Consider the following 22,276-nt stretch of genomic DNA (forward strand, 5'->3'; position numbering starts at 1 on the left):
TTTTTTGGATTTTATATGCATGGTAAATCATATAGCCTCAATATATTACTGCGATTCTGCAAAGGGAGTTTTGTATGACACTGGAGTCTGAGAGCGTTATTAGCGCGCCGGAGAAGCCGCGTGTGACCGCAAATGAAGGGAACAAACTGCAGCTACGGTTGGTGGATTTAAATTTACTGACCGTATTTGATGCGGTAATGCAGGAGCAAAATATTACCCGCGCGGCGCATATGCTGGGGATGTCGCAACCCGCGGTCAGCAACGCCGTGGCGCGGTTGAAGGTGATGTTTAATGATGAGCTGTTCGTTCGCTACGGTCGCGGCATTCAGCCCACCGCCCGTGCATTTCAGCTGTTTGGCTCGATTCGTCAGGCGCTTCAGCTGGTGCAAAATGAGCTACCGGGTTCCGGTTTTGAACCGCTAAGCAGCGAACGCGTATTTAATCTCTGCGTCTGTAGTCCGCTGGATAATTATCTGACCTCTATTATTTTGAATAAAGTGAATGAAGTCGCCCCACATATTCACATGGTGTTTAAGTCATCCTTAAATCAAAATACAGAACATCAGCTGCGCTATCAGGAAATTGAGTTTGTTCTTGGCTATGAAGAGTTTCGTCGTCCGGAATTCGCCTGCGTGCCGTTATTCAATGATGAAATGGTGATGGTCGCCAGTAAAAAACATCCGCGTATTAATGGCCCGGTTTCGGAGGAGGTGCTGTATCAAGAGGAACATGCGGTGGTTTCACTGGATCGTTATGCCTCTTTTAGCCAGCCGTGGTATGACACCCTTGATAAACAAAGCCGCATTGCTTATCAGGGGATGGCGCTGATTAGCGTATTAAACGTGGTTTCTCAAACTCATCTGGTGGCGATTGCGCCACGTCGCCTGGCAGACGAATTTGCTGAACAGATTGGCCTGCAGGTATTACCGCTGCCGATGAAGCTAAATAGCCGTACCTGTTACCTTTCCTGGCATGAAGCGGCGGGGCGCGATAAGGGCCATCAGTGGATGGAAGAGCTGCTGGTTAACGCCTGTCGGCAGCAATAAGATGGCGGCATAAACAGGATGCATATGCATCCTGTTTGTTTTGTATGTTCACGTAAAATTAAAATTTTATTCTGTTGTTAGCCGTCGCCGTCGGCGGTGAGAAAGTGAAAAATGCAGCTTTTGCTGTAATGGCTGCGTTCACCCGAGTATCTACGCTCTCCTTTTCTTATCGTTGAAGTATTCCTCCATCATTTTCCCTTTTCGCTTTATTTTTTCTCTTTTCATGATGGTATCTACGCGGGATGGGTGAATTGCCTGCCTGGTGGCGAGCGGTTATGTTAAGTCATGACCCAATTCAGCGTCGATGGATGGCAGACGCGCCGCCGACGCATGACCGCCGGGACAATGACGTCCCCGGTCATCAAGAAAAAAGCCGGGAGGCAAATCATGGAGATGTTGTCAGGAGCCGAGATGGTCGTCCGATCGTTAATCGATCAGGGCGTAAAGCAGGTGTTTGGCTATCCGGGGGGCGCGGTCCTCGATATATATGATGCGCTGCATACGGTCGGCGGCATTGACCACGTACTGGTCCGCCACGAGCAGGCGGCGGTACATATGGCTGACGGGCTGGCGCGTGCGACCGGTGAGGTTGGCGTCGTGCTGGTGACCTCGGGCCCGGGGGCGACCAACGCCATTACCGGGATTGCGACCGCTTATATGGATTCCATTCCTCTGGTGGTGATCTCCGGTCAGGTCGCGACCTCGCTGATTGGCTACGATGCCTTCCAGGAGTGCGACATGGTGGGGATCTCCCGGCCGGTCGTGAAGCACAGCTTTCTGGTGAAACAGACTGAGGATATTCCCGGCGTACTGAAGAAAGCGTTCTGGCTAGCGGCCAGCGGCCGCCCCGGACCGGTGGTGGTGGATCTGCCGAAAGATATTCTTAGCCCGGCGAACAAACTGCCGTACGTCTGGCCGGATACGGTCAGCATGCGTTCTTATAACCCGACCACCACGGGGCATAAGGGGCAGATTAAGCGTGCGTTACAGACCCTGATTGCCGCGAAAAAACCGGTCGTTTATGTCGGCGGTGGAGTGGTGAACGCCGAGTGCCACGCGCAGCTGCGCACGCTGATTGAAAAGCTGAATCTTCCCGTCACCTCATCGCTGATGGGGCTAGGTGGCTTCCCGGCGACGCATCGCCAGGCGCTGGGGATGCTAGGGATGCACGGTACTTATGAAGCCAATATGACCATGCACCATTCCGACGTCATCTTTGCCGTCGGCGTGCGCTTTGACGATCGCACGACCAATAATCTGGCGAAGTACTGCCCGGATGCGACGGTGCTGCATATTGATATCGATCCAACGTCGATCTCGAAAACCGTTCCGGCGGACATTCCGATCGTGGGCGACGCGGGGCTGGTGCTCGATCAAATGCTGGAGCTGCTGGATCAAGAAAGCGCCGCGCAGCCGTTGGATGATATTCGCGACTGGTGGCAGCAGATTGAACAGTGGCGCGCCCGCCAGTGCCTGAAGTATGACGAAAAAAGTGAACAGATTAAGCCGCAGGCGGTCATTGAGGCCATCTGGAGGCTGACCCACGGCGATGCTTATGTGACCTCCGACGTTGGCCAGCATCAGATGTTCGCCGCGCTGTACTATCCGTTTGATAAACCACGCCGCTGGATCAACTCCGGTGGTCTGGGCACCATGGGCTTTGGCCTGCCCGCTGCGCTGGGCGTCAAAATGGCGTTTCCTGAGGAAACGGTGGTTTGCGTTACCGGCGACGGCAGTATTCAGATGAACATCCAGGAGCTGTCGACCGCACAGCAGTATCAACTGCCGGTGCTGGTGCTGAACCTGAACAACGGTTATCTGGGGATGGTCAAGCAATGGCAGGACATGATTTATTCTGGCCGCCACTCCCAATCTTATATGCAGTCGCTGCCGGACTTTGTCCGCCTGGCGGAAGCCTATGGCCACGTGGGTATCCGCATTACTCGCCCGGATGAGCTGGAAAGCAAGCTGAGCGAGGCGCTGGAACATGTGCGCAATAAACGACTGGTGTTCGTTGACGTCGCCGTCGACGGTAGCGAGCACGTCTACCCCATGCATATTCGCGGTGGGGCAATGGACGAGATGTGGTTGAGCAAAACGGAGAGAACCTGATTATGCGCCGGATATTATCTGTACTGCTGGAAAACGAGTCCGGCGCGCTGTCGCGCGTCATTGGGCTTTTCTCTCAACGCGGCTACAACATTGAGAGCCTGACCGTGGCGCCGACCGACGACCCGACGCTGTCGCGAATGACCATTCAGACGGTTGGCGATGAGAAGACCATCGAACAGATCGAAAAGCAGCTGCATAAGCTGGTGGACGTGCTGCGGGTTAACGAGCTGGGGCAGGGGGCGCACGTTGAGCGCGAAATCATGCTGGTGAAAGTGCAGGCCAGCGGCTACGGCCGCGACGAGGTGAAACGCAACACGGAAATCTTCCGCGGGCAGATCATCGACGTCACGCCGTCGCTGTATACCGTCCAGCTGGCGGGCACCAGCGATAAGCTGGATGCGTTCCTCGCGTCGCTGCGCGATGTCGCCAGAATTGTTGAGGTTGCCCGCTCCGGGGTGGTCGGTCTGTCGCGCGGCGACAAGATTATGCGCTAGCCTGGATCTCATCGCTTTATCGTAGCCCGGCCAGACGTCGGGCTTTTTTTTGCGAAATCAGCAATAAGTGGGAACAAAAGCTATTGCCGATCGGATCATTCTGCGTTTAGATGTTACGGATTATACTTATAAAGCAAGGGGCAATTGTGAAACTGGATGAAATCGCCCGGCTTGCCGGTGTTTCCCGAACCACCGCCAGCTATGTGATTAACGGCAAAGCGAAGCAGTACCGCGTTAGCGACAAAACTGTTGAGAAAGTGATGGCCGTCGTGCGCGAGCATAACTACCATCCCAACGCGGTTGCCGCCGGGCTGCGTGCAGGACGCATGCGTTCTATCGGGCTTGTTATCCCGGATCTGGAAAATACCAGCTATACCCGCATCGCCAACTACCTCGAACGTCAGGCCCGCCAGCGTGGTTACCAGCTGCTGATTGCCTGTTCCGAAGATCAGCCGGATAACGAAATGCGCTGCATTGAGCATCTGCTGCAGCGCCAGGTGGACGCGATCATTGTTTCTACCTCGTTACCGCCGGAGCATCCGTTCTATCAGCGTTGGGCTAACGATTCGTTCCCGATTGTCGCGCTGGACCGTGCGCTGGACCGCGAACATTTCACCAGCGTCGTGGGGGCTGACCAGGACGATGCAGAAATGCTGGCTGCCGAACTGCGTACCTTCCCGGCGGAAACCGTGCTTTACCTTGGCGCACTGCCGGAGCTGTCGGTTAGCTACCTGCGTGAACAAGGCTTCCGTACGGCCTGGAAAGACGATCCGCGCGAAGTGCACTTCCTGTACGCCAACAGCTATGAGCGCGAAGCCGCAGCGCAGCTGTTTGAGAAATGGCTGGAAACGCACCCGATGCCGCAGGCGCTGTTTACCACATCGTTTGCGCTGCTGCAGGGCGTAATGGACGTTACGCTGCGCCGTGAAGGCAAGCTGCCGACCGATCTGGCGATCGCCACCTTCGGCGATAACGAATTGCTCGATTTCCTGCAGTGCCCGGTGCTGGCCGTGGCTCAGCGCCACCGCGACGTTGCCGAGCGCGTACTGGAGATTGTGCTGGCAAGCCTGGACGAGCCGCGTAAGCCAAAACCGGGTCTGAGCCGTATTCGTCGTAATCTCTACCGTCGCGGTAGTCTGAGTCGTCGATAATCTTCCTCGCGATAGGGGCGGCCAAAAAAAGTCGCCTTTATCGCCTAAAACATTATTCTGGTGTGGATATTCAGATAATTCCTCATTTTGATTAGCTTTCTATTTAATAACGCTCATTTCGTTTCCCTTTCCCGTTTATTATTGTGAACACAAAGTAAAAATATATTATTTGTGAATTATTTTGTTACATTCGCACTGCGGATTGCCGAAATAACAAACACTTCTTTAGCCCCCTACCAGAATGGGCGAGCTGTCGGGCTTGAATTCCTCTCCGGGGCGCGCCACGGGGGACTGTTAACGGGCCGCAGAATGTCCTAAAATGCCGCTCGCGTCGCAAACTGACACTTTATATATTCTTTTGATGATATTTAGTCGCGTTAACATGATGTGAATCCCTTTGTATTTTTCTTGCGGGTATTCATGACGTTAATTTGCCTCGTCTGTTGGATAATTTTTAATCAGAGCTATTGTCGGCCTTAAATAGCGGTATTTTGGGCTCTGTTGGCATTCATGCTGGCTTGACAAGCTTTTCCTCTGCTCCGTAAACTCCTTTGAGTGGGAATTTGTGGGTTAAAGTGGTAATAAGGGGTGAGGCTGGCATGTTCCGAGGGGCAACGTTAGTCAATCTCGACAGCAAAGGGCGTTTAGCCGTCCCTGTCCGATATCGGGACCTGCTGATCGAGAGCGCTACCGGTCAAATGGTTTGTACCATTGACATCCATCACCCCTGCCTGCTGCTTTATCCTCTGCCCGAATGGGAAATTATCGAGCAAAAGCTATCGCGTTTGTCGAGCATGAACCCGGTTGAGCGCCGCGTGCAGCGGCTGCTGTTAGGGCATGCCAGTGAATGTCAGATGGATAGCGCCGGGCGGTTATTGATCGCGCCGGTTTTACGGCAGCACGCCGGATTGACCAAAGAAGTGATGCTGGTCGGGCAGTTTAACAAGTTTGAACTGTGGGATGAGACGGCCTGGTATCAACGGGTCAAGGAAGATATCGACGCTGAGCAATCTGCTTCAGGGGCGCTGTCGGAGCGATTGCAGGATTTGTCCTTATAAATATGATGGAAAATTTTAAACACACTACGGTACTGCTGGACGAGGCGGTTAACGGCCTGAATATTCGCCCGGATGGTATCTATATTGATGGCACCTTTGGCCGCGGCGGACACTCGCGTCTGATCCTCTCGCAGCTTGGCGAGCAGGGGCGCCTGATCGCGATCGATCGCGATCCCGAGGCGATTGCGGTGGCAAAGACCATCGATGACCCTCGCTTTTCCATCGTTCATGGTCCTTTCTCTGCGCTGGCGGACTACGTCGCCGAGCGCGATCTCGTTGGCAAGATCGACGGTATCCTTCTCGATCTTGGCGTTTCTTCACCGCAGCTGGATGACGCTGAGCGCGGCTTTTCGTTTATGCGCGATGGCCCGCTGGACATGCGTATGGACCCGACTCGCGGTCAGTCTGCCGCCGAATGGCTGCAAACGGCAGAAGAGGCGGATATCGCCTGGGTGATTAAAACCTTTGGTGAAGAGCGCTTTGGTAAACGTATTGCCCGAGCCATCGTTGAACGCAACCGCGTTGAGCCGATGACCCGCACCAAAGAGCTGGCGGAAGTGATTTCCGCCGCCATGCCGGTGAAAGACAAATTCAAACACCCCGCAACCCGTACCTTCCAGGCGGTGCGCATTTGGGTGAACAGTGAGCTGGAGGAGATAGAGCTGGCGCTAAAAAGCTCGCTTGGCGTGCTGGCCCCGGGTGGCCGGCTGTCGATCATCAGCTTCCACTCGCTGGAAGACCGCATTGTGAAACGCTTTATGCGCGAACAGAGCCGCGGTCCGCAGGTTCCGGCGGGGATCCCGATGACCGAAGAGCAACTCAAGAAACTGGGTGGCCGTCATTTACGAGCGTTAGGCAAGTTGATGCCGGGCGAAGAAGAAGTGGCTGAGAACCCACGCGCTCGTAGTTCAGTTCTGCGTATTGCAGAGAGGACGAACGCATGATCGGCAGAGTGACAGAGGCCCTAAGCAAAGTCACCGGGTCGTTAGGAAATGGCGAACGTCATGCCTTGCCTGGCGTTATTCGCGACGACCTTTTGCAGTTCGGGAAACTGCCACTCTGTCTGTTCATTTGCATTATTGTTACGGCGGTGACGGTGGTGACGACGGCGCACCATACTCGCCTGTTAACGGCCCAACGAGAACAGTTGGTGCTGGAGCGTGATGCGTTGGACATCGAATGGCGCAACCTGATCCTCGAAGAGAATGCTCTCGGCGATCATAGCCGCGTCGAACGTATCGCTACAGAAAAGTTGCAGATGCAACATGTTGATCCATCAAAAGAAAACATTGTTGTTCAGAAATAAGGATTATTGCAACGCATGAAACCGGCGGCAAAAACGCTTAAGCCAAAACGTCAGGAAGAACAGGCCAACTTTATCAGTTGGCGTTTTGCGTTGCTCTGCGGCTGTATTTTTATGGCGCTCGCGTTTCTGCTCGGGCGCGCGGCCTGGTTGCAAATTATTGCGCCTGATAAGCTGGTACGCGAAGGCGACATGCGTTCCTTACGCGTTCAGCAGGTGTCAACTTCGCGCGGGATGATTACCGATCGCTCTGGCCGTCCGCTGGCGGTGAGCGTGCCGGTGAAAGCCATCTGGGCCGACCCGAAAGAGCTGCACGATGCGGGCGGCGTGGTGCTCAACAACCGCTGGAAGGCGCTGGCCGATGCGCTGAACATGCCGCTCGATCAGCTGGCAAACCGCATTAACACCAACCCGCGCATGCGCTTTATCTACCTGGCCCGTCAGGTTAACCCTGATATGGCTGACTACATCAAAAAACTTAAGCTGCCGGGGATTTATCTGCGCGAAGAGTCCCGTCGTTACTACCCGTCAGGGGAAGTGACTGCTCACCTTATTGGCTTTACTAACGTTGACAGCCAGGGGATTGAAGGGGTTGAGAAAAGCTTCGACAAGTGGTTAACCGGCCAGCCGGGCGAGCGCATCGTGCGTAAGGACCGCTATGGCCGGGTGATTGAAGATATCTCCTCCACCGACAGCCAGGCGGCGCACAACCTGGCGCTGAGCATTGATGAACGTCTGCAGGCGCTGGTCTACCGTGAACTGAACAACGCCGTGGCGTTTAACAAAGCGGAATCCGGCAGCGCCGTGCTGGTCGACGTAAGCACCGGTGAAGTGCTGGCGATGGCCAACAGCCCGTCCTACAACCCGAACAACTTTACCGGCACGGCCAAAGACACCATGCGTAACCGGGCGATCACCGACGTGTTTGAACCGGGTTCGACGGTGAAACCGATGGTGGTGATGACCGCGGTACAACGCGGCGTGGTGCGCGAAAACACCGTGCTGAATACCATTCCCTACCGAATTAACGGCCACGAGATCAAAGACGTGGCGCGCTACAGCGAATTGACCCTGACCGGGGTACTACAGAAGTCGAGTAACGTCGGTGTTTCCAAGCTGGCGTTAGCGATGCCGTCCTCAGCGTTAGTAGAGACTTACTCACGTTTTGGGCTGGGAAAAGCGACCAATTTGGGGTTGGTCGGAGAACGCAGTGGCTTATATCCTCAAAAACAACGGTGGTCTGACATAGAGAGGGCCACCTTCTCTTTCGGCTACGGGCTAATGGTAACGCCGTTACAGTTAGCGCGAGTCTACGCAACGATTGGCAGCTATGGCATTTATCGCCCGCTGTCGATAACCAAAGTTGACCCGCCGGTACCCGGCGAACGCGTCTTCCCGGAGTCTATCGTCCGCACCGTGGTGCACATGATGGAAAGCGTGGCGCTGCCCGGCGGCGGCGGCGTGAAGGCGGCGATCAAAGGCTACCGTATTGCGATTAAAACCGGTACGGCGAAAAAGGTCGGCCCGGACGGGCGCTACATCAACAAATACATTGCTTACACCGCGGGCGTTGCGCCAGCCAGCCAGCCGCGCTTTGCGCTGGTGGTGGTCATCAACGATCCGCAGGCGGGTAAATACTACGGTGGCGCCGTTTCCGCGCCGGTGTTTGGTGCCATCATGGGCGGCGTACTGCGCACGATGAACATTGAACCGGATGCGCTGGCAACGGGCGATAAGAGTGAATTTGTGACAAATCAAGGCGAGGGTTCAGGTGGCAGATCGTAATTTGCGCGACCTTCTTGCTCCGTGGGTGCCGAATGCACCGGAGCGAGCACTGCGAGAGATGACGCTCGACAGCCGTGTGGCTGCATCGGGCGATCTGTTCGTGGCAGTAGTAGGTCATCAGGCGGACGGGCGTCGTTATATCCCGCAGGCAATTGCGCAAGGTGTTGCTGCCATTGTCGCCGAGGCAAAAGATGAAGCGACCGACGGTGAAATTCGTGAAGTTCACGGCGTGCCGGTTATTTACCTCAGTCAGTTAAACGAACGTCTGTCGGCGCTGGCCGGGCGTTTTTACCATGAGCCGTCCGAACGCCTGCATCTGGTTGGCGTGACCGGCACTAACGGCAAAACCACCACCACGCAGCTGATTGCGCAGTGGTGCCAACTGCTGGGCGAAACCAGCGCGGTGATGGGCACCGTAGGCAACGGCCTGCTGGGGAAAGTGATCCCGACGGAAAACACCACCGGTTCTGCCGTTGATGTCCAGCACGTGCTCGCAGGCCTGGTGGCTGAAGGCGCGACGATGGCGGCGATGGAAGTCTCTTCCCACGGCCTGGTGCAGCACCGCGTCGCGGCGCTCAAGTTTGCCGCCTCGGTCTTCACCAACCTGAGCCGCGATCACCTGGATTACCATGGCGATATGGAGCACTACGAAGCGGCGAAATGGCTGCTCTACTCCACTCACCACTGCGGTCAGGCGATTGTGAACGCCGATGACGAAGTGGGCCGTCGCTGGCTTGGCCGACTGCCGGATGCGGTGGCGGTGTCCATGGAAGACCATATCAACCCGAACTGCCACGGCCGCTGGCTGAAAGCCACTGCCGTTAACTATCACGACAGCGGCGCCACGATTCGCTTCGACTCCAGCTGGGGTGAAGGCGAGATCGAAAGCCGCCTGATGGGCGCCTTTAACGTCAGCAACCTGCTGCTGGCGCTGGCAACGCTGCTGGCGCTGGACTATTCGCTCAGCGATCTGTTGAACACCGCGGCCCGCTTACAGCCGGTCTGCGGCCGAATGGAAGTGTTCAGCGCGCCGGGCAAACCGACGGTGGTGGTCGATTACGCCCATACGCCGGATGCGCTGGAAAAAGCGCTGCAGGCCGCACGTCTGCACTGTACGGGCACGCTGTGGTGCGTCTTTGGCTGCGGCGGTGACCGTGATAAAGGCAAGCGTCCGCTGATGGGCGCTATCGCCGAAGAATTCGCCGATATTGCCGTTGTCACCGATGACAACCCGCGTACCGAAGAGCCGCGCGCCATTATCAACGACATTCTGGCCGGGATGGTCGATGCCGGGCATGCGAAGGTGATGGAAGGCCGCGCGGAAGCGGTCACCAGCGCCATCATGCAGGCGCAAGAAAATGACGTGGTGCTGCTGGCTGGCAAGGGCCATGAAGATTATCAGATTGTCGGTAATCGCCGTCTGGATTACTCCGACCGCGTGACCGCAGCGCGTCTGCTGGGAGTCGTAGCATGATTAGCGTTACCTTGAGTCAGTTGGCCGACACGCTGCGCGGCGAACTGCACGGCGACGATCGCCAGATTACCGACGTTACTACCGACACCCGCAAATTAACCGCAGGCTGCCTGTTTGTGGCGCTAAAGGGTGAGCGTTTTGACGCGCATGATTTTGCGCAAATGGCAAAAGACGGCGGTGCAGGCGCGCTGCTGGTCAGCCGTAAGCTGGACATCGACCTTCCGCAGCTGGTGGTGAGCGATACCCGCCAGGCGTTTGGTGAGCTGGCAGCCTGGGTTCGCCAGCAGGTACCGGCGCGCGTGGTCGCGCTGACCGGCTCCTCCGGTAAAACCTCGGTCAAAGAGATGACCGCTGCCATTTTGAGCCAGTGCGGCAACACGCTGTATACCGCGGGCAATCTAAATAATGACATCGGCGTGCCGATGACACTACTGCGCCTGACCGCAGAGCATCAGTATGCGGTGATTGAGTTAGGCGCTAACCATCAGGGCGAAATCGCCTGGACCGTGAGCCTGACCCGCCCGGAAGCGGCGCTGGTCAATAACCTGGCGGCCGCGCATTTAGAAGGCTTTGGTTCACTGGCGGGCGTGGCGAAAGCCAAAGGCGAAATTTTTACCGGCCTATCGGAAAACGGCATTGCGATTCTCAACGCCGACAACAACGACTGGCCTAACTGGCAGAAGGCGATCGGCGATCGCACCGTATGGCGCTTCTCGCCAAATACAGCGGGCAGCGACTTTGGCGCTGAAAACGTGCGTATTACCGCTCAGGGCACCGAATTTACTCTGCGTACGCCGAAGGGCAGCGTAGAGGTCCTGCTGCCGCTGCCGGGTCGGCATAATATCGCCAATGCGCTGGCGGCTACCGCGCTGGCGACGGCGGTGGGTGCAGAATTAAGCGCGGTGAAAGCCGGTCTGGCGCAGCTGAAAGCGGTGCCGGGGCGTCTGTTCCCGATTCAGTTGGCAGATAACCAGCTGCTGCTGGACGACTCCTATAACGCCAACGTCGGTTCGATGACGGCCGCCGTGCAGGTGCTGGCTGAAATGCCGGGCTACCGCGTGCTGGTGGTAGGCGATATGGGTGAGCTGGGTGTTGAGAGCGAAGCCTGTCACACCCAGGTTGGCGAGGCGGCCAAAACCGCCGGTATTGACCGCGTGCTGAGCGTTGGCAAATTAAGCCAGGCGATCAGCGAGGCGAGCGGGGCAGGGGAGCACTTCACCGAGAAATCGGCAGTGGTTGCGCGTCTGAAATCGCTGATTAATGAACATAAAACGATCACCATTCTGGTGAAAGGATCACGCAGTGCCGCCATGGAACAGGTCGTACGCGCTTTACAGGAGAACGGGACATGTTAGTGTGGCTGGCCGAACATCTGGTCAAATATTATTCCGGCTTTAACGTCTTTTCCTATCTGACGTTTCGCGCCATCGTCAGCCTGCTGACCGCGCTGTTCATCTCTTTGTGGATGGGCCCGCGCATGATTGCCCGCTTACAAAAAATGTCCTTCGGCCAGGTTGTTCGTAACGACGGTCCGGAATCGCACTTTAGCAAACGCGGTACTCCCACCATGGGCGGGATCATGATCCTGACCGCGATTACGGTTTCCGTACTGCTGTGGGCCTATCCGTCTAACCCGTACGTTTGGTGCGTGCTGACGGTGCTTATCGGCTACGGCATTATCGGTTTTGTCGATGACTACCGCAAAGTGGTGCGTAAAGACACCAAGGGCCTGATCGCCCGCTGGAAATATTTCTGGATGTCGGTGATTGCGCTGGGCGTGGCCTTTGCGCTGTATCTGGCCGGTAAAGATACGCCGGCGACCGAGCTGGTGGTGCCGTTCTTTAAAGACGTGATGCCGCAGCTGGGCCTGTTCTACATCCTGCTGGCCTACTTCGTCATCGTGGGTACCGGCAACGCGGTCAACCTGACCGACGGTCTTGATGGCCTGGCGATTATGCCGACCGTGTTCGTGGCGGCGGGCTTTGCGCTGGTGGCGTGGGCGACCGGTAACATGAACTTTGCCAGCTATCTGCACATCCCTTATCTGCGTCACGCGGGTGAGCTGGTGATCGTCTGTACGGCGATCGTCGGCGCGGGCTTAGGCTTCCTGTGGTTCAACACCTATCCGGCGCAGGTCTTTATGGGCGACGTCGGTTCACTGGCGCTGGGCGGCGCGCTGGGCATTATTGCCGTGCTGCTGCGCCAGGAGTTCCTGCTGGTGATCATGGGCGGCGTCTTCGTGGTGGAAACCCTGTCGGTGATTCTGCAGGTCGGTTCCTTCAAGCTGCGCGGTCAGCGCATCTTCCGAATGGCGCCAATTCACCACCACTATGAACTCAAAGGCTGGCCGGAACCGCGCGTTATCGTGCGCTTCTGGATTATTTCGCTGATGCTGGTGCTGATTGGCCTGGCAACGCTGAAGGTACGTTAATCATGGCAGATTACCAGGGTAAAAACGTCGTCATCATTGGTCTTGGACTGACCGGGCTGTCCTGCGTGGATTTCTTCCTCGCGCAGAGCGTCACGCCGCGCGTAATGGATACCCGAGCGACGCCGCCCGGTCTGGATAAACTGCCGGAATCGGTCGAGCGGTATGTTGGCGGTCTGAACGAAGACTGGCTGATGGCAGCCGACCTGATCGTTGCCAGCCCTGGTATCGCGCTGGCGCATCCGGCGCTGAGTCGGGCCGCGGATGCCGGGATTGAAATCGTTGGCGATATCGAACTGTTTTGCCGTGAAGCACAGGCGCCGATTGTTGCCATCACCGGTTCCAACGGGAAAAGCACCGTTACCACGCTGGTGGGTGAAATGGCAAAAGCGGCGGGCGTTAACGTCGGCGTCGGCGGGAATATCGGCCTGCCTGCGCTGATGCTGCTCGATCCGTCCCGCGAGCTGTACGTGCTTGAGCTTTCCAGCTTCCAGCTGGAAACCACCTCCAGTCTGCACGCGGTGGCGGCAACCATTCTCAACGTGACCGAAGATCACATGGACCGCTACCCGCTGGGTATGCAGCAGTATCGCGCTGCGAAGCTGCGGGTGTATGAACATGCCAACGTGTGCGTGGTGAATGCCGACGATGGCCTGACCATGCCGGTGCGCGGTGCCGATGAACGCTGCGTGAGCTTTGGCGTTGACGTTGGCGACTATCACCTTAACCGCCAGCAGGGCGAAACCTGGCTGCGCGTGAAGGGCGAAAAGGTCCTCAACGTGAAAGAAATGCCGCTAACCGGGCAGCATAACTACAGCAATGCCCTGGCTGCGCTGGCGCTGGCGGATGCCGCCGGTCTGCCGCGTGCAACCAGCCTCAAAGCGCTGACCACCTTTACCGGCCTGGCCCATCGTTTCCAGATTGTGCTGGATCATAACGGTGTGCGCTGGATTAACGATTCAAAAGCGACCAACGTCGGCAGTACCGAAGCGGCCTTAAATGGCCTGCACGTTGCCGGGACGCTTTACCTGCTGCTGGGCGGCGATGGTAAATCGGCCGACTTTATGCCGCTGCAGCGCTACCTCACCGGCGACAATATTCGTCTGTTCTGCTTTGGCCGCGACGGCGGCGAGCTGGCCGCGCTGCGTCCGGAAATCGCCACCCAGACGGAAACGATGGAGCAGGCAATGCGCCTGATTGCGCCGCAGGTCAAAGCGGGCGATATGGTGCTGCTGTCGCCCGCGTGCGCCAGCCTCGATCAGTTTAAGAGTTTTGAGCAGCGCGGCGACGTGTTTGCTCGTCTTGCCGGGGAGTTAGGTTGATGCGTTTGTCTCTCCCGCGCCTGAGACTGCCGCGGCTACGCCTGCCGCGTGTGCCGGGTATGCGCGCGTTCGCGTGGCTATTCGGCTGGATGTTCGCGGCGCTGAAGGGCTGGGTGATGGGCTCCCGGGAGAAAGATACCGACAGCCTGATTATGTACGACCGCACGCTGCTGTGGCTGACGCTTGGCCTGGCGGCGATTGGTTTCATTATGGTGACCTCGGCGTCGATGCCGGTGGGCCAGCGTCTGGCGAACGACCCGTTCCTGTTCGCTAAGCGTGACGGCCTTTATATTCTGCTGGCGTTTGTGCTGGCGCTGGTGACGCTGCGACTGCCGATGTCGTTCTGGCAGAAGCACAGTACGTTCATGCTGATCGCCTCTATCGGGATGCTGCTGATTGTACTGGTGGTGGGGAGCTCGGTTAACGGGGCATCGCGCTGGATTGCCTTTGGCCCGCTGCGTATTCAGCCTGCCGAGCTGACCAAGCTGTCGCTGTTCTGCTATATCGCCAACTATCTGGTGCGTAAAGCTGACGAGGTGCGCAACAACCTGCGCGGCTTCTTAAAGCCAATGGGCGTGATTTTCGTACTGGCGATTTTACTGCTGGCGCAGCCTGACCTGGGTACCGTGGTGGTGCTGTTTGTGACCACCCTGGCGATGCTGTTCCTGGCGGGCGCCAAGCTGTGGCAGTTCATCGCCATCATCGGCATGGGGATCTCCGCGGTCGTACTGCTGATCCTCGCCGAACCGTATCGTATTCTCCGTGTGACCTCCTTCTGGAACCCGTGGGAAGACCCGTTCGGCAGCGGCTACCAGCTGACTCAATCCCTGATGGCCTTCGGCCGTGGCGAGATGTGGGGGCAGGGGTTAGGTAACTCGGTACAGAAACTGGAGTACCTGCCTGAGGCGCACACCGACTTCATCTTCGCCATCATCGGCGAGGAATTGGGTTATATCGGTGTGGTACTGGCACTTTTAATGGTATTCTTCGTCGCTTTCCGCGCCATGTCCATCGGTCGCAAAGCGCTGGAGATTAACCAACGTTTTTCTGGCTTCCTGGCTTGCGCAATCGGCGTATGGTTCAGTTTCCAGGCGTTGGTGAACGTAGGGGCGGCGGCCGGTATGCTGCCGACGAAAGGCCTGACGCTGCCTCTGATCAGCTACGGCGGCTCCAGTCTTCTGATTATGTCGACTGCCATTATGTTCTTGTTACGAATTGATTATGAAACTCGCCTGGAGAAAGCACAGGCGTTTACCCGAGGTTCTCGATGAGCGGTCAAACAAAGCGGCTAATGGTGATGGCGGGCGGTACCGGCGGACACGTGTTCCCCGGGCTGGCGGTTGCGCACCATTTAATGGATCAGGGCTGGCAGGTTCGCTGGCTGGGAACCGCCGATCGTATGGAAGCCGACCTCGTACCGAAGCACGGCATTGAGATTGATTTTATCCATATTTCCGGGCTGCGCGGTAAAGGCCTGAAGGCCCTGCTGCTGGCGCCGATGCGTATCTTCAACGCCTGGCGCCAGGCGCGGGCTATCATGAAGCGCTTTAAGCCGGACGTGGTGCTGGGCATGGGCGGCTATGTATCCGGCCCAGGCGGTCTGGCTGCGTGGTCGCTGGGCATCCCGGTGGTCCTGCACGAACAGAACGGTATTGCCGGGCTGACGAACAAATGGCTGGCGAAAATTGCCAGCAAAGTGATGCAAGCTTTCCCTGGGGCATTCCCGGATGCCGAAGTGGTAGGTAACCCGGTACGCGTTGACGTACTGGCGCTGCCGCTGCCGGAGCAGCGCCTGGTGGGCCGCGAGGGTCCGATCCGCGTTCTGGTGGTTGGCGGCTCTCAGGGCGCGCGCATCCTGAATCAGACCATGCCGCAGGTGGCGCAGCGTCTGGGCGATGCGGTCACCCTCTGGCATCAGAGCGGCAAGGGCGCTCAGCAGACCGTTGAGCAGGCTTACGTCGATGCCGGTCAGCCGCAGCACAAAGTGACTGAATTTATTGACGACATGGCGGCTGCGTACGCGTGGGCCGACGTGGTGGTGTGCCGTTCCGGCGCGCTGACGGTCAGCGAAATCGCGGCAGCCGGTCTGCCGGCCATTTTCGTCCCGTTCCAGCATAAAGACCGCCAGCAGTACTGGAATGCGCTGCCGCTGGAAAAAGCCGGCGCGGCGAAGATCTACGAGCAGCCGCAGTTCACGGCGCAAGCGGTGGCCGAGACCCTGGCAAGCTGGGATCGCACCACCTTATTAGAGATGGCCGAACGCGCGCGCGCGGCGGCTATCCCGGATGCTACCGAGCGGGTAGCAAAAGAAGTCAGCCTGGCAGCAAAGGCTTAATCATCACGGCGCAATGGCGTCGCCCGAATTTTTGAAGTGATGGCGTTTAGAGAATGAATACACAACAACTGGCGAAACTGCGTTCTATCGTGCCCGAGATGCGTCGCGTCCGGCACATTCACTTTGTTGGCATCGGCGGCGCCGGTATGGGCGGTATTGCCGAAGTACTGGCCAACGAAGGGTATCAGATCAGCGGTTCCGACCTGGCGCCGAACCCGGTGACCCAGCAGTTGAGTAAACTGGGCGCCACCATTTATTTCAACCATCGCCCGGAAAACGTGCGCGATGCGAGTGTTGTTGTGGTGTCAACGGCGATCTCTGCCGATAACCCTGAGATTGTGGCGGCTCGTGAGTCACGTATTCCGGTGATTCGCCGCGCCGAGATGCTGGCGGAGCTGATGCGTTTTCGTCACGGCATCGCGATTGCCGGGACGCACGGTAAAACCACCACCACCGCAATGGTAGCGAGCATTTATGCGGAAGCCGGGCTGGACCCGACCTTCGTTAACGGCGGTCTGGTGAAAGCGGCGGGCGTGCACGCGCGCCTGGGCAATAGCCGTTACTTGATTGCGGAAGCGGATGAGAGCGATGCGTCGTTCCTGCATTTGCAGCCGATGGTGGCCATTGTCACCAATATTGAAGCCGACCATATGGATACCTACCAGGGCGACTTCGAAAATTTAAAGCAGACGTTTATTAACTTCCTGCACAACCTGCCGTTTTATGGCCGCGCGGTGATGTGCGTAGACGACCCGGTGATTCGCGAACTGCTGCCGCGCGTGGGCCGTCAGACGACGACCTATGGCTTCAGCGATGACGCCGACGTGCGCGTTGAAGGTTACCAGCAGATTGGCCCACAGGGGCACTTCACGCTGGTGCGTCAGGATAAAGACAACCTGCGTGTAACGCTCAACGCCCCGGGGCGCCATAACGCCCTGAATGCGGCGGCGGCGGTTGCGGTAGCCACCGAAGAGGGTATCGAAGACGATGCGATTCTGCGCGCGCTGGAAAGTTTCCAGGGTACCGGTCGCCGCTTTGATTTCCTCGGTGAATTCCCGCTGGCGGAAGTCAACGGCAAAGAAGGTTCAGCCATGCTGGTGGATGACTATGGTCATCACCCGACGGAAGTGGATGCGACGATTAAAGCCGCGCGCGCTGGCTGGCCGGATAAAAAACTGGTGATGGTATTCCAGCCGCACCGTTATACCCGTACGCGCGACCTGTACGATGATTTCGCGCACGTATTGACCCAGGTTGACGCGCTGCTGATGCTCGATGTTTACCCGGCGGGTGAAGCGCCGATTCCGGGGGCCGACAGCCGCTCGCTGTGTCGTACCATCCGCGGGCGCGGCAAAGTGGACCCGATTCTGGTCTCCGATCCGGCTCAGGTTGCGGAAATGCTGGCTTCTGTGCTGACGGGTAATGATCTCGTGCTAATTCAAGGCGCGGGAAATATTGGTAAAATCGCGCGTAACTTAGCTGAAATCAAACTGAAGCCGCAAACTCAGGAGGAACCGCGCCATGGCTGATAAAATCGCGGTTCTTCTCGGCGGGACCTCCGCCGAGCGCGAGGTATCGCTGAATTCCGGCGCGGCGGTGCTGGCGGGGCTGCGTGAGGCTGGCGTCGATGCTCATGCGGTTGACCCAAAAGAAACCGATGTTACCCAGTTGAAAAACATGGGTTTTCAGAAAGTGTTTATTGCGCTGCACGGCCGCGGCGGGGAAGATGGCACGCTGCAGGGTCTGCTGGATCTGCTTCAGCTGCCTTATACCGGCAGCGGGGTGATGGCATCGGCTATCTCCATGGACAAATTGCGCAGCAAATTGCTGTGGCAGGGCGCCGGGCTGCCGGTTGCTCCGTGGGTGGCCGTTGACCGCGCGGCGTTTGAAAACGGGCTGTCGGATGAGGTGTTCACGCAGCTCGCCGGGCTGGGGTTGCCGCTGATCGTCAAGCCCAGCCGCGAAGGTTCCAGCGTCGGCATGTCGAAAGTGACCGAGAGTGCGCAGCTGGCGCCGGCATTAGCGCAGGCGTTTCAACATGATGACGAAGTTCTGGTAGAAAAATGGCTCAGTGGGCCTGAGTTTACGGTGGCGGTGCTCGGTGAAGAAATTTTACCGTCAGTTCGCATCCAACCAGCCGGAACCTTCTATGATTATGAGGCGAAGTATCTCTCTGATGAGACGAAATATTTCTGCCCTGGCTGTGAGGAACCTGCCCAGGAAGCCGCAATGCAATCTCTGGTGCTGAAAGCCTGGAAAGTGTTAGGTTGCCAGGGGTGGGGGCGGATTGATGTCATGCAGGACAGTGACGGGCAGTATTATCTACTGGAAGCGAACACGTCTCCGGGGATGACCAGCCACAGTCTGGTGCCGATGGCGGCGCGACAGGCGGGAATCAGTTTCTCGCAGCTGGTAGTACGAATTCTGGACCTGGCGGGGTGATATGTCGCAGGCTGCGCTGAATACGCGGAACCGTGAAGAAGAAGAGTATGCCGCTTCACGGCGCAATAATGGAACGCGTTTAGCGGGGATCCTGTTCCTGCTGGCGGTGCTGTGTACCGTGTTTGTGAGCGGCTGGGTCGTGCTGGGCTGGATGGAAGATGCGCAACGTTTGCCCATCTCAAAACTGGTGGTGACCGGCGAGCGCCACTACACGCGTAACGATGATATTCGTCAGTCCATCCTGGCGCTGGGATCGCCGGGAACCTTTATGACTCAGGACGTGAATATCGTTCAGGGCCAGATTGAACGCCTGCCGTGGATTAAGCAGGCAAGCGTAAGAAAGCAGTGGCCGGACGAATTGAAGATTCATCTGGTTGAATATGTGCCAATTGCGCGTTGGAATGATCAGCACATGGTAGATGCAGAAGGCACGGCCTTCAGCGTCCCGGCCGATCGCACCAGCAAGCAGAATTTGCCTATGCTCTATGGCCCGGAAGGCAGCGCAAGCGAAGTCTTGCAGGGCTATCACGACATGGGAGCGGTGCTCGCGAAAGGGAAGTTCACGTTGAAGGTTGCGGCGATGACCGCGCGCCGTTCGTGGCAGCTGACGCTTGATAACGGTATCAAGCTGAATCTGGGGCGGGGCGATACGATGAAGCGGCTGGCGCGTTTCCTGGAACTGTATCCGGTTCTGGAACAGCAGGCGCAAACAGAGGGTAATCGGATTAGCTATGTTGATTTGCGTTATGACTCGGGGGCGGCAGTAGGCTGGGAACCTGCTCCTGCGGCGGATACTAATCAACAACAGAATCAGGCACAGGCAGAACAACAATGATCAAGGCGACGGACAGAAAACTGGTAGTTGGACTGGAGATTGGCACTGCAAAAGTGGCCGCTTTAGTAGGGGAAGTTCTGCCCGACGGAGTGATTAATATCATTGGGGTCGGCAGTTGCCCATCCCGGGGTATGGATAAAGGCGGAGTTAACGACCTGGAATCGGTAGTAAAATGCGTACAGCGCGCTATCGATCAGGCTGAGCTGATGGCGGATTGCCAGATCTCTTCTGTATATCTGGCGCTTTCCGGCAAACACATTAGCTGTCAAAATGAAATTGGTATGGTGCCCATCTCTGAAGAAGAGGTGACGCTGGAAGACGTTGAGAACGTGGTGCACACGGCGAAGTCGGTTCGCGTGCGCGATGAACATCGTGTTCTGCACGTGATTCCGCAGGAATACGCCATTGATTACCAGGAAGGGATCAAGAACCCGGTCGGCTTGTCCGGCGTGCGTATGCAGGCCAAGGTACATTTGATTACCTGCCACAACGATATGGCGAAGAATATCGTCAAAGCGGTAGAGCGCTGTGGGCTGAAGGTCGATCAGCTGATTTTCGCCGGGCTGGCGTCAAGTTATTCCGTATTGACGGAAGACGAACGTGAGCTGGGCGTCTGTGTCGTGGATATCGGTGGCGGTACAATGGATATCGCCGTGTATACTGGCGGCGCGCTGCGCCACACGAAAGTGATCCCGTATGCGGGTAACGTGGTGACCAGCGATATCGCTTATGCATTCGGCACGCCGCCGAGCGACGCCGAAGCGATTAAAGTGCGCCACGGCTGCGCGCTGGGCTCGATTGTGGGCAAAGATGAGAGCGTTGAAGTGCCGAGCGTGGGCGGACGTCCGCCGCGCAGTCTGCAGCGCCAGACATTGGCAGAGGTCATTGAGCCGCGTTATACCGAGCTGCTGAACCTCGTCAATGAAGAGATTTTACAGTTACAGGAACAGCTTCGTCAGCAGGGGGTTAAACATCACCTCGCGGCGGGGATTGTGTTGACCGGTGGCGCAGCGCAGATTGAAGGTTTAGCCGCCTGCGCGCAGCGCGTGTTCCATACGCAGGTGCGTATTGGTGCGCCGCTGAACATTACCGGTCTGACAGACTATGCCCAGGAGCCGTATTATTCAACGGCGGTGGGCCTGCTGCACTATGGGAAAGAGTCCCATCTGAGCGGTGAAGCAGAAGTAGAAAAGCGCGTCACGGCATCGGTCGGATCGTGGATCAAACGACTGAATAGCTGGTTACGCAAAGAGTTTTAATTTTTAAAGAGACCGACGCACATTCACGGTCTCGGGCGACAGGCACAAAACGGAGAGAAACTATGTTTGAACCTATGGAACTGACCAACGACGCGGTGATTAAAGTCATCGGCGTCGGTGGCGGCGGCGGTAATGCCGTTGAACACATGGTGCGCGAGCGCATCGAAGGCGTTGAATTCTTCGCCGTTAACACCGACGCACAGGCACTGCGTAAAACGGCTGTTGGCCAGACTATCCAGATCGGTAGCGGTATTACCAAAGGTCTGGGCGCAGGGGCCAACCCGGAAGTGGGCCGTAACGCGGCCGACGAAGACCGCGAAGCGCTGCGCGCAGCGTTAGACGGTGCAGACATGGTGTTTATCGCAGCCGGCATGGGTGGCGGTACCGGTACCGGTGCAGCGCCAGTGGTTGCGGAAGTGGCTAAAGATTTAGGTATCCTGACCGTTGCCGTTGTGACCAAGCCTTTCAACTTTGAAGGCAAGAAGCGTATGGCATTCGCGGAGCAGGGTATCACCGAGCTGTCCAAGCACGTGGACTCCCTGATCACCATCCCGAACGACAAGCTGCTGAAAGTGCTGGGTCGCGGTATCTCTCTGCTCGACGCGTTTGGCGCGGCGAACGACGTGCTGAAAGGCGCAGTGCAGGGTATCGCTGAGCTGATCACTCGCCCGGGCCTGATGAACGTCGACTTTGCAGACGTGCGCACCGTGATGTCCGAAATGGGCTATGCGATGATGGGTTCCGGCGTGGCGAGCGGTGAAGATCGTGCGGAAGAAGCGGCTGAAATGGCTATCTCTTCTCCGCTGCTGGAAGACATCGACCTGTCCGGCGCACGCGGCGTGCTGGTCAACATTACTGCGGGCTTCGACCTGCGTCTGGATGAGTTCGAAACCGTGGGTAACACCATCCGTGCGTTCGCCTCTGACAATGCGACCGTGGTTATCGGTACTTCCCTTGACCCGGACATGAACGACGAACTGCGCGTGACCGTCGTTGCCACCGGTATCGGTATGGACAAACGTCCAGAGATTACCCTGGTCACCAACAAGCAGACGCCGCAGCCGGCGCTGGATCGCTATCAGCAGCACGGTATGGCGCCGCTGACCCAAGAGCAGAAACCGGCAGCAAAAGTGGTCAACGACAATACGCCGCAGACCACCAAAGAACCGGATTATCTGGATATCCCGGCCTTCCTGCGTAAGCAAGCTGACTAAGAATTAGCTGGAAGTTGG

The 22,276-nt window shown here is 57.4% G+C and carries 19 protein-coding genes; all 19 read left to right on the forward strand.

Translation table 11 applies throughout. The features are described from left to right. Positions 1 to 74 precede the first annotated feature (74 nt). The 19 genes from leuO (at position 75) to ftsZ (ending at position 22,258) form a co-directional block, all read left to right on the forward strand. Positions 75 to 1,046 carry a transcriptional regulator LeuO gene (gene leuO / locus H7R76_RS19940; protein ID WP_182966237.1) on the forward strand — a complete coding sequence of 324 codons (972 nt, stop codon included), beginning with the start codon at positions 75 to 77 and terminating at the stop codon, positions 1,044 to 1,046. 387 nt (positions 1,047 to 1,433) lie between these two features. Next, on the forward strand, positions 1,434 to 3,158 hold the full coding sequence (ilvI, locus tag H7R76_RS19945; protein ID WP_182930668.1) for an acetolactate synthase 3 large subunit: 1,725 nt from the start codon (positions 1,434 to 1,436) through the stop codon (positions 3,156 to 3,158). A gap of 2 nt (positions 3,159 to 3,160) precedes the next feature. After that, positions 3,161 to 3,652: an acetolactate synthase small subunit gene (ilvN, locus tag H7R76_RS19950; RefSeq protein WP_035893016.1), complete on the forward strand. Its 492-nt coding sequence runs from the start codon at positions 3,161 to 3,163 to the stop codon at positions 3,650 to 3,652. A gap of 146 nt (positions 3,653 to 3,798) precedes the next feature. Further along, entirely contained in the window at positions 3,799 to 4,803 is a 1,005-nt protein-coding gene (cra, locus tag H7R76_RS19955) for a catabolite repressor/activator (RefSeq protein ID WP_182966239.1), read from the forward strand. A 599-nt stretch (positions 4,804 to 5,402) separates the two neighbouring features. Then, positions 5,403 to 5,861, forward strand: a complete 459-nt coding sequence (gene mraZ, locus H7R76_RS19960) for a division/cell wall cluster transcriptional repressor MraZ (protein WP_106925390.1) — start codon at positions 5,403 to 5,405, stop codon at positions 5,859 to 5,861. A 2-nt stretch (positions 5,862 to 5,863) separates the two neighbouring features. Then, positions 5,864 to 6,805, forward strand: a complete 942-nt coding sequence (rsmH, locus tag H7R76_RS19965) for a 16S rRNA (cytosine(1402)-N(4))-methyltransferase RsmH (protein WP_182929469.1) — start codon at positions 5,864 to 5,866, stop codon at positions 6,803 to 6,805. After that, positions 6,802 to 7,167 carry a cell division protein FtsL gene (gene ftsL, locus H7R76_RS19970; protein ID WP_035893020.1) on the forward strand — a complete coding sequence of 122 codons (366 nt, stop codon included), beginning with the start codon at positions 6,802 to 6,804 and terminating at the stop codon, positions 7,165 to 7,167. The genes rsmH and ftsL overlap by 4 nt, the downstream gene beginning before the upstream one ends. Positions 7,168 to 7,182: 15 nt before the next feature. Next, the gene (ftsI, locus tag H7R76_RS19975) at positions 7,183 to 8,949 is read left to right on the forward strand and encodes a peptidoglycan DD-transpeptidase PBP3 (RefSeq protein ID WP_182966241.1); all 1,767 of its coding nucleotides are present in this window, start codon (positions 7,183 to 7,185) and stop codon (positions 8,947 to 8,949) included. Further along, complete coding sequence (gene murE / locus H7R76_RS19980; RefSeq protein ID WP_182929467.1) at positions 8,936 to 10,423, forward strand: UDP-N-acetylmuramoyl-L-alanyl-D-glutamate--2,6-diaminopimelate ligase; 1,488 nt, start codon at positions 8,936 to 8,938, stop codon at positions 10,421 to 10,423. Before ftsI ends, murE begins: the two co-directional genes overlap by 14 nt. Continuing rightward, on the forward strand, positions 10,420 to 11,778 hold the full coding sequence (gene murF / locus H7R76_RS19985) for a UDP-N-acetylmuramoyl-tripeptide--D-alanyl-D-alanine ligase (protein WP_182966243.1): 1,359 nt from the start codon (positions 10,420 to 10,422) through the stop codon (positions 11,776 to 11,778). Before murE ends, murF begins: the two co-directional genes overlap by 4 nt. Further along, entirely contained in the window at positions 11,772 to 12,854 is a 1,083-nt protein-coding gene (mraY, locus tag H7R76_RS19990) for a phospho-N-acetylmuramoyl-pentapeptide-transferase (protein ID WP_106925400.1), read from the forward strand. The genes murF and mraY overlap by 7 nt, the downstream gene beginning before the upstream one ends. 2 nt (positions 12,855 to 12,856) lie before the next feature. After that, positions 12,857 to 14,173, forward strand: coding sequence for a UDP-N-acetylmuramoyl-L-alanine--D-glutamate ligase (gene murD / locus H7R76_RS19995; protein WP_182966245.1), 1,317 nt, complete (start codon positions 12,857 to 12,859; stop codon positions 14,171 to 14,173). Further along, positions 14,173 to 15,444 carry a cell division protein FtsW gene (ftsW, locus tag H7R76_RS20000; RefSeq protein WP_182966247.1) on the forward strand — a complete coding sequence of 424 codons (1,272 nt, stop codon included), beginning with the start codon at positions 14,173 to 14,175 and terminating at the stop codon, positions 15,442 to 15,444. The genes murD and ftsW overlap by 1 nt, the downstream gene beginning before the upstream one ends. Next, a complete protein-coding gene (gene murG / locus H7R76_RS20005) occupies positions 15,441 to 16,508 on the forward strand; it encodes an undecaprenyldiphospho-muramoylpentapeptide beta-N-acetylglucosaminyltransferase (RefSeq protein ID WP_106925406.1) in 1,068 nt (355 codons plus the stop codon). The genes ftsW and murG overlap by 4 nt, the downstream gene beginning before the upstream one ends. A 53-nt stretch (positions 16,509 to 16,561) precedes the next feature. Further along, a complete protein-coding gene (gene murC, locus H7R76_RS20010) occupies positions 16,562 to 18,037 on the forward strand; it encodes a UDP-N-acetylmuramate--L-alanine ligase (RefSeq protein ID WP_106925408.1) in 1,476 nt (491 codons plus the stop codon). After that, positions 18,030 to 18,950 (forward strand): D-alanine--D-alanine ligase, encoded by a 921-nt coding sequence (locus H7R76_RS20015; protein ID WP_182929465.1) that lies wholly within the window; start codon positions 18,030 to 18,032, stop codon positions 18,948 to 18,950. Before murC ends, H7R76_RS20015 begins: the two co-directional genes overlap by 8 nt. Before the next feature lies 1 nt (position 18,951). Then, positions 18,952 to 19,785, forward strand: coding sequence for a cell division protein FtsQ (ftsQ, locus tag H7R76_RS20020; protein WP_106925412.1), 834 nt, complete (start codon positions 18,952 to 18,954; stop codon positions 19,783 to 19,785). Continuing rightward, on the forward strand, positions 19,782 to 21,044 hold the full coding sequence (gene ftsA / locus H7R76_RS20025) for a cell division protein FtsA (RefSeq protein WP_035893041.1): 1,263 nt from the start codon (positions 19,782 to 19,784) through the stop codon (positions 21,042 to 21,044). The genes ftsQ and ftsA overlap by 4 nt, the downstream gene beginning before the upstream one ends. Positions 21,045 to 21,106: 62 nt before the next feature. Beyond that, a complete protein-coding gene (gene ftsZ / locus H7R76_RS20030; RefSeq protein WP_182928388.1) occupies positions 21,107 to 22,258 on the forward strand; it encodes a cell division protein FtsZ in 1,152 nt (383 codons plus the stop codon). The last annotated feature ends 18 nt before the right edge of the window (positions 22,259 to 22,276 follow it).

The organism is Klebsiella sp. WP8-S18-ESBL-06 (genome assembly GCF_014169755.1).
Classification (GTDB): domain Bacteria; phylum Pseudomonadota; class Gammaproteobacteria; order Enterobacterales; family Enterobacteriaceae; genus Kluyvera; species Kluyvera ascorbata_B.

Excerpts from the sequence above, each read along its gene's own strand:
- murG (WP_106925406.1), top strand. The coding sequence starts at position 15,441 with ATGAGCGGTCAAACAAAGCGGCTAATGGTGATGGCGGGCGGTACCGGC.
- ilvI (WP_182930668.1), top strand. The coding sequence starts at position 1,434 with ATGGAGATGTTGTCAGGAGCCGAGATGGTCGTCCGATCGTTAATCGAT.
- murF (WP_182966243.1), top strand. The coding sequence starts at position 10,420 with ATGATTAGCGTTACCTTGAGTCAGTTGGCCGACACGCTGCGCGGCGAA.
- murD (WP_182966245.1), top strand. The coding sequence starts at position 12,857 with ATGGCAGATTACCAGGGTAAAAACGTCGTCATCATTGGTCTTGGACTG.
- H7R76_RS20015 (WP_182929465.1), top strand. The coding sequence starts at position 18,030 with ATGGCTGATAAAATCGCGGTTCTTCTCGGCGGGACCTCCGCCGAGCGC.
- leuO (WP_182966237.1), top strand. The coding sequence starts at position 75 with ATGACACTGGAGTCTGAGAGCGTTATTAGCGCGCCGGAGAAGCCGCGT.
- rsmH (WP_182929469.1), top strand. The coding sequence starts at position 5,864 with ATGATGGAAAATTTTAAACACACTACGGTACTGCTGGACGAGGCGGTT.
- ftsZ (WP_182928388.1), top strand. The coding sequence starts at position 21,107 with ATGTTTGAACCTATGGAACTGACCAACGACGCGGTGATTAAAGTCATC.
- ilvN (WP_035893016.1), top strand. The coding sequence starts at position 3,161 with ATGCGCCGGATATTATCTGTACTGCTGGAAAACGAGTCCGGCGCGCTG.
- mraZ (WP_106925390.1), top strand. The coding sequence starts at position 5,403 with ATGTTCCGAGGGGCAACGTTAGTCAATCTCGACAGCAAAGGGCGTTTA.
- murC (WP_106925408.1), top strand. The coding sequence starts at position 16,562 with ATGAATACACAACAACTGGCGAAACTGCGTTCTATCGTGCCCGAGATG.
- ftsA (WP_035893041.1), top strand. The coding sequence starts at position 19,782 with ATGATCAAGGCGACGGACAGAAAACTGGTAGTTGGACTGGAGATTGGC.
- ftsQ (WP_106925412.1), top strand. The coding sequence starts at position 18,952 with ATGTCGCAGGCTGCGCTGAATACGCGGAACCGTGAAGAAGAAGAGTAT.
- mraY (WP_106925400.1), top strand. The coding sequence starts at position 11,772 with ATGTTAGTGTGGCTGGCCGAACATCTGGTCAAATATTATTCCGGCTTT.
- ftsW (WP_182966247.1), top strand. The coding sequence starts at position 14,173 with ATGCGTTTGTCTCTCCCGCGCCTGAGACTGCCGCGGCTACGCCTGCCG.
- ftsI (WP_182966241.1), top strand. The coding sequence starts at position 7,183 with ATGAAACCGGCGGCAAAAACGCTTAAGCCAAAACGTCAGGAAGAACAG.
- ftsL (WP_035893020.1), top strand. The coding sequence starts at position 6,802 with ATGATCGGCAGAGTGACAGAGGCCCTAAGCAAAGTCACCGGGTCGTTA.